This window comes from Bacillus sp. CH30_1T, from assembly GCF_008364765.1.
Classification (GTDB): Bacteria; Bacillota; Bacilli; order Bacillales; family Bacillaceae_B; genus Rossellomorea.
In genome coordinates this window covers 325,203-338,829 of the sequence record NZ_VTUY01000001.1, presented here as the reverse complement: position 1 = coordinate 338,829, position 13,627 = coordinate 325,203, and the positions used below count along the sequence as shown (strand labels likewise).

The window sequence follows — 13,627 nt, the reverse complement described above, 5'->3', positions numbered from 1 at the left end:
ATTAAAGGTCCCGGGGACAAATTCAATGATGAAATCGGAGTCTTAACCCCCATCTAAGCCGAATAGACTATTCATGATAACCACTTTCAAAAGGAATAGGGGTGGCATGATGTTTTCGGTGACAGAGATGCGTACGTTCGAATTGTTTTCTGTTCCGCATATTGCTGTACTTTTGATGTTTGTGGCTATATCGTTTATGTTAGTTTACTTTAGACGTTTCCTCAAGAAGTATCAGTCATTCATGAAGGGGACGTTATTCTGGATGTTGGTTCTGTCAGAAGTATCGTGGCATATCTGGCTTGTGGCAACAGGGACGTGGGAGGTGGGGGATCTTCCTCTGCAGCTCTGTTCTGTCAGTACCTTTATCGCAGTTTATCTATTCCTGAAGCCGAATCAGAAGGCATTCTATCTGCTTTTCTTTATCGGATTTCTTCCTCCGGTCTTAAGCATGGTAACACCTGAAATGGCTTATCAATTTCCTCATTTTCGCTTTCTTAAATACTTTCTCCATCATGCAGCCATTGCGTGGTCCGTCCTTTATTTCATCGTGTATGAGGGATACCGGGTGCCAAGAAAAGCTGTATGGACCGGTTTTCTCATGGTCAATCTTCTTGCCCTGCCGATTTTCTTTCTTAACCTTCTTCTCGACACGAATTTCTTCTACCTAGCCAATCCGACGGAATCCAAAACGATCCTGTCTTTTTTCGGATCGGGTATTATGTATTATCTCAATCTGGAAATCGCGGCACTTGTCGTGTTTTTCTTTACGTATGTTCCGATGGGGATGATTATGAAGCGGGAGAGGATGAATGGGTGACACTCCTAATGCCTCTATTGTAAAAAAGGAAGTATGTGTTTTCGGCGGAGGTAAGGTAAGTTGATCTGAAAGGCTCTCCCACCATCACGGTAGGAGAGCCCTTTTTCATTATACTGGAATCTCAAACTGCTTCGAATACAGCCTGGAATAAGGACCTTCTTGTTCGAGTAATGCTTCATGGGTCCCTTCCTCAACAATCTTTCCATCTGACAAAACCACAATTCTTTCGGCGTTCCGGATGGTCGATAAACGATGGGCGATCACGAGCGTCGTTCTTCCCCTTGCCAGTAACTCCAAGGATTTCTTGACGATGCTTTCACTTTCATTATCCAGGGCGCTTGTGGCTTCATCGAGAATGAGGATGGGCGGGTTCTTCAAGAAGAAACGGGCGATACTGAGCCGCTGCTTCTGACCGCCTGATAATCGAATGCCGCGCTGGCCGATTTCGGAATGATACCCTTGTGGCAAACGCGTAATGAATTCGTGGGCGTTGGCATGCTGAGCAGCCACCATCACCTCTTCGTCTGTCGCTCCCGGATGCCCGTACCGGATGTTATCCATGACGGTTCCTGAAAAAAGGTACACATCCTGCTGCACGATCCCGATGTTGCTTCTGAGAAAATTTAAGTCCAGATCTTTCACATTTTCACCATCTACATAGATCCCGCCAGCCGTGACATCATAAAAGCGGGGGATCAGGGAGCAAAGGGTTGTCTTGCCGGCTCCGGATGTTCCAACGAGTGCTACGAATTCCCCTGGAAGGATCTCAAGAGATAAATCTTTGAATACCGGCTCTAAGGACGAGTCGTAATGAAATGATATGTTTTTCAATAAAATGTGTCCCTTCACGTTTGAGAGAGACTTTGCTGCAGGCTCATTCTCGATGACCGGTTTGGTGTTCATGATTTCCATGAATCGCTGAAACCCTGTAATCCCCTCCTGGAATTGAGTACTCATGTGAGTGAGCCTCTGGATCGGTTCTATCATAAAGCCGATATACAGCAGAAAGGTAATCAAATCAGGCAGGTCAAGGGACGCATCCACAATCTGAATGGACCCGAAGATGACGATGGTGATCGTAATCAGTTGAATGAATGCTTCCGTCCCGTTATAGAAGTAAGCTTCTGCTTGATAGGTTCCCTTCCGGCTCTCAAGAAATCGTTGATTCTCCCGGTTGAATTTGCTGATTTCAAGTGATTCATTGGCAAATGACTGAACGACGCGGATGCCGGATAAGGAATCTTCCACCTGGGCATTGATATCGCCGATCCGCTCTTTGTTATCCGTCAACGACCGGTTCAGCCTCTTATTGAAATATAGCGAAAAGAAACCGAGGACAGGAAAGAAACAGAAAACGGTAAGGGTAAGAGGAGCATTGATCCAGAACAGAATCACAAACGCTCCAATAAAACGAACCAAATACTTCACATAATCTTCCGGTCCGTGATGATAAAGTTCCGATACCATTAAGAGATCATTCGTCACACGGGTCATCAACCGGCCCGTTTTCTCTTTATCATAAAAGCTGAAAGACAGCTTTTGCAGGTGAGCGAATAATTCACCTCTCATATCGTTTTCCATTCGTGCCCCGATCTCATGTCCCTTGTAATCCACAATATAATTGCCGATATTTTGGGCAATCACGAGTAAAATCATCATAACGCCGACCCAAAGGACATCCACAAAAGCCATGGAAAGACTACCTCCCAGGACATCCTTCGTCACATAACGAACAAGCAAAGGAAAAACGAGGGTCAGGGAAGACGTGATCAACGCACAGAACAACACAATAAGAAAAATCGAGCGATACGGTTTGTAATACGAAAGAAATTTTTTCACTGGAAATGACATAATATACCCCTTTAATGTGTTATTTCACTAAACACATATAAGGGGGAAGACCGTCAACGTTAAAAAGGTGTTCCACCCTTATATGATTGTACGGTTACCATAGCAATGTTTCTCATGAAAACAGCCTCCTTTAGTTTCGATATATTCATTGTATGATGGGGATGAAGAAAAATAAAGTTAATTTTCTGATAATAAATCAGGTGCAAAGATATCAAATGGATAAAAAACTTTTATCACAAGGTATCCGGTTTTGATTCAAATCTCTATATAAAGGTTGAGGGTGAATGGGTGATGGAGTGGAAGGGGGTCACGCAAAATGGTGATAAGGTATGAATTCAATTACTAGAGGCAGGGGTATACACCTAAAATGGCGGCCCTCAATTCCCCATGACCAAAACGATGTGAATCGCCCATGAACACCTTACGGAACAAGCGTGAAAACAAACAGAAGATTTTTAAAGAAAGAAGAGATAGTAAACAACAACAACAACGCGCGTGAAAGTGGAGCCATGTCCTGAACATGGGAAGCAGAAGCCTGTCAAAAATCATAAACCGGCTTCCCCGGGTGCAACCTAATGCAAATGGGCTATGTTCAGCCACTGGTTGCGACTTCCGGATCATTGACGGTCATCCGGCACTATTATAGTGTTTTGTCAGAAAGAAAGGGGGCGGTACCGATGAGAAGTGTCCGCAGCAGATTGTTCGGGATGCTGATCCTGTTCATCATCCTGCCGTATTTTCTGTCGGTATTCATCATTTACAGCAACACAAAGACGAGTGTCGAGGAACATGAGGTCGAGAAGAGCAGGGAGGAGCTGAAGGAGAGCGGGGTTGTGCTGGAACGGTATTTTAGAGATATGATTTCGCTCCCTTACTCCCTTTATAACGATCCGGATGTCCTGCGGGTATTTGAGAAGGGACTCAAAGGGGATCCGGAAGATTCTTTCAAGCGAAGCATAAAGATTGTTTCTGTCACCCGGCCTGACATCCGTCAGTTTCGCTTTTATTTTACCAGGGATCAGGAAGCGATGACGGTATATCGCTCGAAGTTCAGTGCGCCGAAAATACAGGAACATATTCTTGAAGATCCCATTTTCAAAAAGCTTTATGAGTCAGAACGGAATTATCTCATACAAGATCCACATAGGATCGAGAATGCCACCAATGCGGCTATCATTCCTGAATCAGATGAGACGGAGGTTCTGACTATTCACCATAAAGTAAAGAATATCCTCACGGGAGAATTTCTTGGATTTTTGTCCATGGATTTAGATGTGGATTCGTACGGGTCGATGATCCACCATTTATCCGACACGGGGGTTGACCGGGTTGCCCTCCTGGATGAGGAGGGGACCATCATCTACTCCAGTGGAAAAGGGGAGACATTCAAGCACCAAGCCTCACCCGATGAGCTCCTGCTGAAAGAGAAATTAGGAGGTGAACTGGAGGGGTGGAAGCTCGTGAAGATCATTCCGAAAGACGCCTTGTTCAAGGATGTAAATGAAGCGGCCTACTCGAATATTCTATTGGGGATCGGTGTCGTGACTCTCGGGGTCATCATGGTGATAGTGATTTCCCATATCATTACGAAGCCCATCATCCATCTTAGTGAAAAGGTAAGGAGCATCGAAGGAGGGAATCTTGACATCGACTTCACCACTTCCCGGAAAGATGAACTCGGACACCTGGAGGAACATATGGATGAGATGATGTATCGCATCAATCAGCATATCGACCGGGAATATAAGCTCGAGATCGAAAGTCGTACGAATCAGTTCCGCGCCCTGAAGTCCCAGGTGAATCCCCACTTCCTATTCAACGCCCTCCAGACGATCGGCGCTGTCGCCCTGAGGTCCAATGGGAAGGATGTATACAGACTCATCACTTCCCTGTCGAAGATGACGAGGTATTCCCTTCATGCGGACCAGTGGGTCACGGTCAAAGATGAGTTAAGTTATATCGAGGCGTATCTCTCACTGCAGAAGGAGCGCTTCGGGGGAGGGATCCAGGTGGCTATCAAAGTGGAAGAAGAGGTGCTTCCCGCAGCGATTCCGAGCATGATCCTACAGCCCCTTGTGGAGAATTATTTCAAGCATAGCTATGAAGAAGGATATGAACATTCTACCTTGACCATACAAGGAAAACGGAAAGGGGAAGGGATCACGTTCATCGTTCATAATACAGGCAGTACCATGACGACTGAAAAACTGGAGCGGATCAAGGCATCATTGCACAAGAAAGGTCCCGTGACCTCTGGCATCGGACTGAAAAATATTTATGAACGACTGCAGTTGAACTTTCATAATGAAGCAGCATTTGACATAGACCGGATGGAAGGGAAAGGATTCAGGGTAACCATGACACTTCCATTCCAAGAAGAGCGTTAGAGAGGGGGAATTGATATGAAAGCACTGATTGTCGATGATGAACGGAATGTCAGAAACGTTCTCCGTCAGCTTGGGGAGTGGAACAGACTGGGCATCACGGAGATTCTGGAGGCGGCGAATGGAGTCGAGGCTCTGGGGATCGTCAAGAAGGAGAATCCGGACATCATTTTTACAGATATTAAAATGCCGAAGATGTCGGGGATGGAGCTTATTGAAGAACTCAATCAGCTTCCTTTCAAGGGAAAGGTCATCCTTGTCACAGGGTATGATGACTATACCTTTATGAGAAAGGCCATCCAGCTGAACAGCTTTGATTATTTGCTGAAGCCCATCGAGGAAGAAGCTTTTCAGGCCGTCCTCGAAAAAGTGACGGGGGAAGTGAAAGCGGAAGCTGCAGAGGGGGTGGAGCAGGGAGAGATACTGGAAGAAGCAATGAAACTGCGGGGAAATCAGATCATGACCGCCGTCTGTTCAGGGAAGAGAATAGAGATAGACACCATAGCACCTCTTCTGCCAGATAATGGGGACATGGACATGACGCTTCTCTCTTTCTATGGGAAGCAGCGACCCGAAATACATATCGATGCCCTGGATGAGGAACTCAGAGCGAGAAGAATCGGCAGGGCATTCACTTACCTGAATGGGGAGAGCTTGTGCATCGGGATCACCACGAAGGGTCAGTGGCTTTATGCAGAAGAGTGGATGCGTGACAAAATGACCGTACCCGTCCGCCTCACCCAGGCCAAGCTTGATTCTCCAGGAATGATCCCGGAAGTATTCACACGATTATTCCATGAGCTCGAACAGAATCAGTACCGGACGATACGCCGCCTGGATGAAATGGAGGCGGCGAAGCGAATCGAAGCGATTGTCTCCTATGTGGAAACCTACTATATGGAGGATATTTCCCTCGAGAAACTGTCGAAAATGTTTTTCCTCACGCGTGAGCATATTTCAAGGACATTCAAGAAAGAAACGGGCATGACCCTATCGAAGTTCGTCACGCAGCTCAGGATCAATCAGGCGAAATCCTGGCTTATGGAGACGGAGGAGTCCATTTATTCAATCGCGATCATGCTCGGGTATCAGGATGAGAAATATTTTTCCAAGTTATTTAAAAAAGTGATCGGAATGACGCCATTTGAGTTCCGGTCAAGCGGGGGATCAGAATGAAACCAACACTGCTTAAAGTTTTCATCATCGGCTTCCTTTCTTTTACGCTATCAGCCTGTGATGAGACAACCGAGAAGAAAAAAGAGCCGAAACCTGAGGAGGAAACCATCACCCTCACGATCCGGAACCCCAAAGTGGAAATCGCCAGCGAGTTCGAAGAGATGGTATCCACTTATGAGGGTGATAACCCGCGGGTCACCATCAAGGTGGAGACGGTCGGGGGAGCGGCGGATGATTATTCCGATATCACGGCGAAGCTTGCAGCAGGGGAAGGGCCGGATATCTTCACCAACCTCGGGCGGGAAGCAGCAAAGGAATGGAGCCGGTTTCTCGAGGATCTGTCAGGTGAACCGTGGGTCGACAGGGCATCAAAGCATGTCCTGTCAGGGATCACCTTAGACAATAAGGTATACGGCATGCCTATGAATATTGAAGGTTTCGGAATCGTCTACAACCGGGAACTCTTTGCAAGCGCCGGTATCACGTCACTTCCCTCCACGTATACGGAGCTTGAAGAAGCGGCAAGGAAGCTTGAAGAAAAGGGGATCATGCCTTTTGCAAACGGCTATTACGAGGACTGGAAGCTTGGACATCATATGGCGAGCGTCGCCTTTGCCCAGGCTGACAGAGGATTCCTTCAAGGGTTGGATAATGGTTCTGCGCGTTTCAGCGACGATCCTGCATTCCGGGATCTATTCACCCTCATCGATTTCACGGTCCGTCACGGAAATGACCGTCCGACAAGTACAGACTATTATACAGAGCTCGAACAGTTCACAGAAGGAAAGGCGGCTATGATCCTGCAGGGGAACTGGATCCAGCCTCTCTTGGAAGGAAAGAAGATTTCTGCAGGTATGTTCCCGGTGCCTCTCAGCAATCGTCAAGAGAACCGGATATTGGCCGGCGTACCCGGCTATTGGGTCATCAATTCCCAATCTTCCCCCGAGGAAAAACGGGAAGCGAAGAAGTTCCTGAACTGGGTGGTGTCATCGGAGAAAGGACAGGCATACCTGACGGAGAAGTTCCACTCCATTCCGGCTTTCAAAGACATCCCCGTTAAGGACATCGGTCCACTCGGAGAGGAAACCCTGAAGCTGATCAGGGAAACGAACACCTTCAATTGGTCTTCCTTCTCTCCATGCATCAAGAGGGAGATGGGGGAGATCATGCAGGATTATATCGATGAAGAGAGTTCGAGGCAGGAAGCATTAGGGGAGTTTGACGATGCGTGGAAGGAAGGCGCGTGCCTGTCATCCTCCTCTTAAGCCGGGGGGATCCCGGGAAACGACTCGGCGGGACGGACGGTCGTTTTTTTACGGCGGATTTCTCTTCCGGTCATCATCTCCATGACTTTTATCCCTTCCCGCATGAGCCCATCTTCCCCCTTATCAATTTAAGACGAAAATGACATCAATCCATGCCATATCCAGTCCGGGGCATCCCTCTTATACTAATTAATGTAAGGCGAGCTTAGATCGCCGAAACTAATACAATTATATTGGAGGAGTACATAATGAACTATCGTCAATTTACAAGCAAAGCAACAGTTGTTTCGTTAAGTGCCGCCATTCTTTTCGGAGGAAGCTTCACTTCGGCTTCTGCCAACGGGGCTTCTGAGAAAGGATACAAAGAAACGTATGGCACATCCCAAATCACCCGCCAGGATATGAAGGCCATGGTCGGACAGCAGGAAGATGCTCAATTCAAGGTTCCTTCCTTCGAAGCTTCTTCCATCAAAAATGTAGAATCGGCGATCAAGCTCGATGAAAACGGAAATGAAATCAAAATGGATGTATGGGATACATGGCCGCTTCAAAACGCAGACGGCACCGTAGCTGAGTACAACGGCTATCACATCGTGTTCGGACTTGCCGGCGACCCGAAAAACGCCAATGATACCTTCATCTATATGTTCTATAAGAAAGTCGGCGATGACTCCATCGATGCCTGGAAGAATGCAGGACGAGTTTTCGACGATGAAGATAAATACAAAGCGAACGATGAAACGTTAAAGGGTCAGGTAGAAGAATGGTCAGGATCCGCCCTCTTCACAGATGACGGTGACATTCGCTTATTCTACACAAACCGCGGAGACTTCAATGAAAGCAAGGGACTATTTGGACGTCAATCTTTGACAACAGCACAAGTTAATATCTCTGAACGAGCGAAAAACGAATTGAACATCGATGGTGTCGAGGATCACAAGTCCATCTACAGCGGCGGCGACGGGGATACGTATGAAACAGTGGGCCAAGCATTCGAAGACCGCAACTTCATGAACAACCACACGCTCCGCGACCCACACTACATTGAAGATAACGGCAAAAAATACTTGGTATTCGAAGCAAACACAGGGAAAGAGTACGGCTATTCAGGTGAAGACTCCCTTTATAACCGTGCGTACTACGGAAACGGAATGAACTTCTTCCAAAAAGAATTCCAAGCCCTTCAGAACAGTCCGAAAAAAGATCTGGCTGAACTCGCGAACGGCGCCATGGGAATCATCGAAATCAACGATGATTACACGATCAAGAAAGAAATGAAGCCACTGCTTGTATCGAACACGGTGACTGACGAAATCGAACGCCCGAACATCTTCAAGAAAGACGGGAAGTTCTACTTATTCACTAGTACACGTGGTTCGAAAATGACAATCGAAGGCGCTGATGATGAAGATATCTACATGCTTGGATATGTTGCAGACTCATTGACGGGTCCTTTCAAGCCAATGAACAAAACAGGGATCGTCCTGCATCAAGACCTGGATCCTAACGACGTCACATGGACATATGCACATTATGTCATCCCGCAACAAGATTCCGATCAATTCGTTGTGACGAGCTATATGACAAACCGTGGCTTCTTCCAAGATCACAAATCAACATTCGCTCCTTCATTCCTGCTTGATATCAACAACAAGAAATCTTCTGTTGTGAAAGATGGCATCCTTGAGCAAGGGCAAATCACGTACGACGAGCAATAATAGCAAACTTCAAAAAAGGAAATGTCAGAGATGGCATTTTTTTTTTACTAGGTGGCGGAAAAAATGAACCAAGCAAAAAGAAAAAAGGGAATCGTCATGTTGATGGTTCTGATCGTCCTGATGATTGGAGCGGTTGCATGGTGGATGAAATCCCAGGACAAAAACAAACGTCCTGAAGCCCAACAAGATGTTTCGTACCGGTCATCCTACCATTTCACGTCCCCCGACAAGTGGAAGAACGACCCGCAAAAGCCGGTCTACTATAAAGGGAAATATCATTATTACTATCTTTACAACAAGGACTATCCGGATGGCAACGGGACGGAGTGGCGCCATGCCGTATCCGAGGACCTTGTCCACTGGGAAGACCAGGGGGTGGCCATCCCGAAATACACCAATGAAAACGGCGATCCGTGGTCCGGCTCCGTCGTCATCGACCGGGAGAATACTGCTGACTTCGGGAAAGATGCCTTCATTGCGATCGTGACCCAGCCAACCGGGGAGACCGGTAAGCAGGAGCAGTATATGTGGGTCAGTACGGATGAGGGAAAGACTTTCAAGAATTACAGTGAAGAACCTGTCCTGAACAACCCGGGTGTGGAGGATTTCCGTGATCCAAAGGTCGTGTGGGATGACGAACGAGACAAATGGGTCATGCTCATGGCGGAGGGATCCAAGGTCGGTTTCTATGAGTCTGAGAATCTGAAGGACTGGACGTTTACAGGAGACTTTCAGGCATCGGATTTGGGAGTGCTCGAATGCCCGGATCTTTTTAAAATGAGGGCGTCCGATGGAACTGTGAAGTGGGTGCTCGGAGTGAGTGCCAATGGAGAAGCGATTGGGGAGCCGAATACATATGCTTATTGGAAAGGGGAATTCAATGGCAGTACGTTTGAAGCTGATCAGTCTGATCCACATTGGTTGGACTATGGATACGACTGGTATGGTGGCGTGACGTTTGAAGACGGTAAAGCTGAGGATAAAGAACAGAAGCGTTATGCCTTTGCTTGGATGAACAAGTGGTCTTATGCCGATAACACTCCGACGATGGAGCATGATGGGTTTAATGGGACGGATTCGATTATGAGGGAAATCAGGTTGGAAGGAGATGGAGAAGGTGGATACTATCTTTCCTCGCAACCTATTGAAGCGCTTAATGGGTTGGTGGAATCAACGGAGACGTTTGAGGATGTTACTGTGGAAGATGAGATGAAGAAGCTGGATGTTGAAGGGGAGAGTTATCGGATTGAGGCGGATATGTCCTGGGAGGATGCTGATCAAGTCGGCATCAGATTACGCGAGTCCGAAGATCGATCCCGACATATTGATGCTGGAATATCCCTTGAAGGCAACTACACATACTTAAACCGGGGATTCACCGATCAACCGGAAAGAGAAGAGACATTTGTAGAAAGCAAAGCACCATTTGATTCCGCTGCTAAACAGGCCCACCTCTCCATTTTGGTTGATAAGACGAGTGTGGAGGTCTTTATTGATGGTGGTCGGACTGTTCATACTAATTTGGTTTTTCCGCGAGCCGAGGATCAAGGTGTTTCTCTATTTTCGGAAGGGGGACGAGTGACATTTGAGAAGGTGAAGGTGGAGAAGCTAAGGTTCAATAAATGAATACATTAGTGATGAAACGCCATTCAGATTTTTATTTGGGATGTTTCGTGTTTATTTAGACACTTTAGACCTATACAGGCATAACTCCCTAAACATTGGTGAAGAATCAAGACACCAGTTCCTTGAATTAAGTGACACCAATACAGACACCTTCTTAGAGAAACACGACGAAGTAACTGACCGTTTTTTAGAATCTGATGAATGATTAGTGAAGAAGGTCCGTCCCTCATTATCCATCGGGATTGTTTCCCTGACCTGACAAAGGGCCACGGAAACAAACAAGAATCATATATTTATTCAACCCTTCCAAACATCCAAAAAATCTATGATTCTATCCCTTGTTTTTTGTGCGGATTCTTTATTAAAGTTTGACGAATAGGGGTCACTGAATCCATGTTTACCGCTGTATTTCTGAATGTCGATGTGCTTTCGTTCTAATGCCGCAATGACTTCGTCCACCTGAAAGGAGGGTTCTTCTTCTGGGAAAAACAACATGGTTGGACACATCGGTGTGACCTCCAAATAGTTTCGAATGCGTGAACCGTAGAAGCCGATGACACCATCAACCCTTTCATCCTCACTACATATCCAGGCAACCGTTGCCCCTACACTGAACCCTATGATCACGATTCGTTTGTATTCCAGTCGATATTTTGAGAGAATGGCCTTTAATTTTTCTGCCGACCGTTCAAAGCCTATGTTCTCTATGAAATGATGGTAGGCCAACTTTTCTTGAGAATAATCAAAAGCAGATTCCTTTTCTAATAGCTCCGGACAGATGACGTCATTTCCCTGTTCTGAAATAAATTCGCAAAAGCTTTGTATATGTTGGTTGATTCCGTAAATCTCGTGAATAACTATAGCAAGCGTACTGGATTTTTGTTTAAGTTGAATCAAGTTATCCCCTCATATTCTTTAATGTATTATACGGCAGAGGAGATGCGGAAGGGGCGGACTTTCTTCCCGTCACTTACCCGCAACATATACCTCCCGACCTCCTGACCGATTTCTTGATGTCACCCGTCACCAGGAAGATGTGAATCCGTTCGGATAACTCTATCTTTGATCCGGAAGCATTGATTCCATAGTTAAGGAAGAACATTTGCAACTCTTCCTTTAATCAGTAGTACTCTTTGAAAGTTTCGATTGGGGTGTCCCTGTTTAATGTGGGTCCCAATTCAACTAACTCCTAAAATTCAGTTGTCTACTGCCTCGGACCAAGCAGCATCACACCAACCCCAACCAAACAAATCCCGGCACCGACCCAGTCATACACATCCGGAGTCTTCTTATCAATTCCCCATCCCCATAGGACGGAGAGTACAATGAACACCCCGCCGTAAGCGGCATAGACTCGGCCGAATGATGGGAAGGATTGGAAGGTGGCGATGACACCATAGAGAGCCAGGGCGATTCCGCCGGCGAGTCCCCAATACGAAGGCTTGCCTTCCCGTAGCCATAGCCAGATGAGGTAGCCTCCTCCGATTTCCGCGATTCCGGCAAGGATGAATAAGATGATGGCATTTAGCACGTGGAACACTCCTTCTGTTTGTTTGCGTAATTGAATTATAACGCAAATCCGGGTTTGCAAACATTTGTCTATTCTCCCCAAACCTTCTACAATAGTAGAAACAAGAGATGTTCACTCGTCTCATGACGGAGGTGCAATGAAATGGACAACACTGAAAAGCATTATTCAGAGGAAAAGTTCTGGGGTAAGTTGAAAAGGTATGGATTGAAGGCGGGACATTCCGTCGTGTATACGGCGCTGCTCCTTTATTTTGTCCTGCAAAAGCCGGATGTTCCGAAGAAGTCGAAGATGATCATCATCGGGGCACTGGGGTATTTCATCCTTCCGACAGATTTTATTCCCGATATGGCAGTGGGAGTTGGTTTTACAGACGACTTTGGCGCGCTGGGTATTGCTTTATTGCAGGTGGCCATGTATATCGATGATGAGGTGAAAGCGAAGGCCAAGGCGAAGTTGAGTGGCTGGTTCGGGGATGATGTGGATACGTCTGAGGTTGATGGGAAGTTGTAGGGAGATCCTTTGGAAGAGAATCATCCCTTTGCTCCAAAATAATAGGCGCATGGTTCTGATGAGTTTCCTCTTCAGACCAAGCGCCTTTTTTATTGGTTATTCATCATGTTATCAATCTGCACCCGGTCATAATCCAATATCCAATCATTAAATTCTCTGTATAGTGAACGCAGGTCCTCTTTATCAAACGCAATGATATCGCAACCACGGTCATCGTATAGATGGAAAATCATCTTTCGTGTGACATTCACGAAGTAAATATCTATACCCGCGTGTTGGGAACCTTTTAAAAGTTGAGTCGGATGGGGGAAGTCCTCGTAGGAAATCGCCATTAGGAGTTGTTGATACCGGATAACATGCTTTTGACACGGCAGGATGAACCGATGTGTGACCATGTCTTCATCTTCTTCTTCGAAATTGAAGAGCTCATAAATAAGCTTGTACCTAGTGTCCTTGCTCCTGATATATTTCTGATAAACTTTTGTGGGTCTTTTCTCAAGAAAACGGTCAAGCTTCATGGTGTGAACATCCGTAATAAGAAGAATTTCATCTGAATCATAGAATACGTGGTCGAATAGACAAGTCGTTCGATCCTTCATTTGCTTCAGGTTCCTCTTGTTTAAATGATCGACGCCAGGAATGGATATTTCAAAGCGCAGACCATATTTAGACGAATAAAATAGGGATGAACGAAGCACAAGACCGTCGAAATGATTTTGCATAAAAGGGTATAATTTATTCTGCATACA

The 13,627-nt window shown here is 46.2% G+C and carries 12 protein-coding genes; 7 read left to right on the top strand and 5 right to left on the bottom strand.

Annotated elements, in window-relative coordinates; all coding sequences use genetic code 11:
* Positions 1-109 precede the first annotated feature (109 nt).
* Positions 110-817, top strand: coding sequence for a YwaF family protein (locus F0342_RS01550; protein WP_149154298.1), 708 nt, complete (start codon positions 110-112; stop codon positions 815-817).
* Between the two features lie 108 nt (positions 818-925).
* Here F0342_RS01550 and F0342_RS01545 read toward each other — a convergent pair whose 3' ends face one another.
* Entirely contained in the window at positions 926-2,668 is a 1,743-nt protein-coding gene (locus tag F0342_RS01545; protein ID WP_149154297.1) for an ABC transporter ATP-binding protein, read from the bottom strand.
* A 575-nt stretch (positions 2,669-3,243) separates the two neighbouring features.
* Between F0342_RS01545 and F0342_RS01540 the strand changes: the two genes are divergently transcribed.
* The 5 genes from F0342_RS01540 to F0342_RS01520 all read left to right on the top strand — a co-directional run bounded on the left by F0342_RS01540 (position 3,244) and on the right by F0342_RS01520 (position 10,837).
* Positions 3,244-5,055 carry a cache domain-containing sensor histidine kinase gene (locus F0342_RS01540; protein ID WP_262481596.1) on the top strand — a complete coding sequence of 604 codons (1,812 nt, stop codon included), beginning with the start codon at positions 3,244-3,246 and terminating at the stop codon, positions 5,053-5,055.
* Positions 5,056-5,070: 15 nt separating this feature from the next.
* Positions 5,071-6,228 carry a response regulator gene (locus tag F0342_RS01535; RefSeq protein WP_149154296.1) on the top strand — a complete coding sequence of 386 codons (1,158 nt, stop codon included), beginning with the start codon at positions 5,071-5,073 and terminating at the stop codon, positions 6,226-6,228.
* Positions 6,225-7,493 carry an ABC transporter substrate-binding protein gene (locus F0342_RS01530; protein WP_149154295.1) on the top strand — a complete coding sequence of 423 codons (1,269 nt, stop codon included), beginning with the start codon at positions 6,225-6,227 and terminating at the stop codon, positions 7,491-7,493. The genes F0342_RS01535 and F0342_RS01530 overlap by 4 nt, the downstream gene beginning before the upstream one ends.
* A 248-nt stretch (positions 7,494-7,741) precedes the next feature.
* Positions 7,742-9,211, top strand: coding sequence for a glycoside hydrolase family 68 protein (locus F0342_RS01525; RefSeq protein ID WP_149154294.1), 1,470 nt, complete (start codon positions 7,742-7,744; stop codon positions 9,209-9,211).
* A 63-nt stretch (positions 9,212-9,274) separates the two neighbouring features.
* Positions 9,275-10,837: a glycoside hydrolase family 32 protein gene (locus tag F0342_RS01520; protein ID WP_395940619.1), complete on the top strand. Its 1,563-nt coding sequence runs from the start codon at positions 9,275-9,277 to the stop codon at positions 10,835-10,837.
* A 297-nt stretch (positions 10,838-11,134) separates the two neighbouring features.
* Here F0342_RS01520 and F0342_RS01515 read toward each other — a convergent pair whose 3' ends face one another.
* The 3 genes from F0342_RS01515 to F0342_RS01510 all read right to left on the bottom strand — a co-directional run bounded on the left by F0342_RS01515 (position 11,135) and on the right by F0342_RS01510 (position 12,368).
* Complete coding sequence (locus tag F0342_RS01515) at positions 11,135-11,734, bottom strand: dienelactone hydrolase family protein (RefSeq protein ID WP_149154293.1); 600 nt, start codon at positions 11,732-11,734, stop codon at positions 11,135-11,137.
* A gap of 73 nt (positions 11,735-11,807) precedes the next feature.
* A complete protein-coding gene (locus F0342_RS25670; protein WP_395940618.1) occupies positions 11,808-11,945 on the bottom strand; it encodes a hypothetical protein in 138 nt (45 codons plus the stop codon).
* A gap of 96 nt (positions 11,946-12,041) precedes the next feature.
* Complete coding sequence (locus tag F0342_RS01510) at positions 12,042-12,368, bottom strand: YnfA family protein (protein ID WP_149154292.1); 327 nt, start codon at positions 12,366-12,368, stop codon at positions 12,042-12,044.
* 141 nt (positions 12,369-12,509) lie between these two features.
* Between F0342_RS01510 and F0342_RS01505 the strand changes: the two genes are divergently transcribed.
* Positions 12,510-12,878, top strand: coding sequence for a YkvA family protein (locus F0342_RS01505; RefSeq protein ID WP_149154291.1), 369 nt, complete (start codon positions 12,510-12,512; stop codon positions 12,876-12,878).
* Positions 12,879-12,967: 89 nt separating this feature from the next.
* Here the strand turns inward: F0342_RS01505 and F0342_RS01500 are convergent, their stop codons facing one another.
* A complete protein-coding gene (locus F0342_RS01500; protein WP_149154290.1) occupies positions 12,968-13,624 on the bottom strand; it encodes a DUF3885 domain-containing protein in 657 nt (218 codons plus the stop codon).
* Positions 13,625-13,627: the final 3 nt, after the last annotated feature.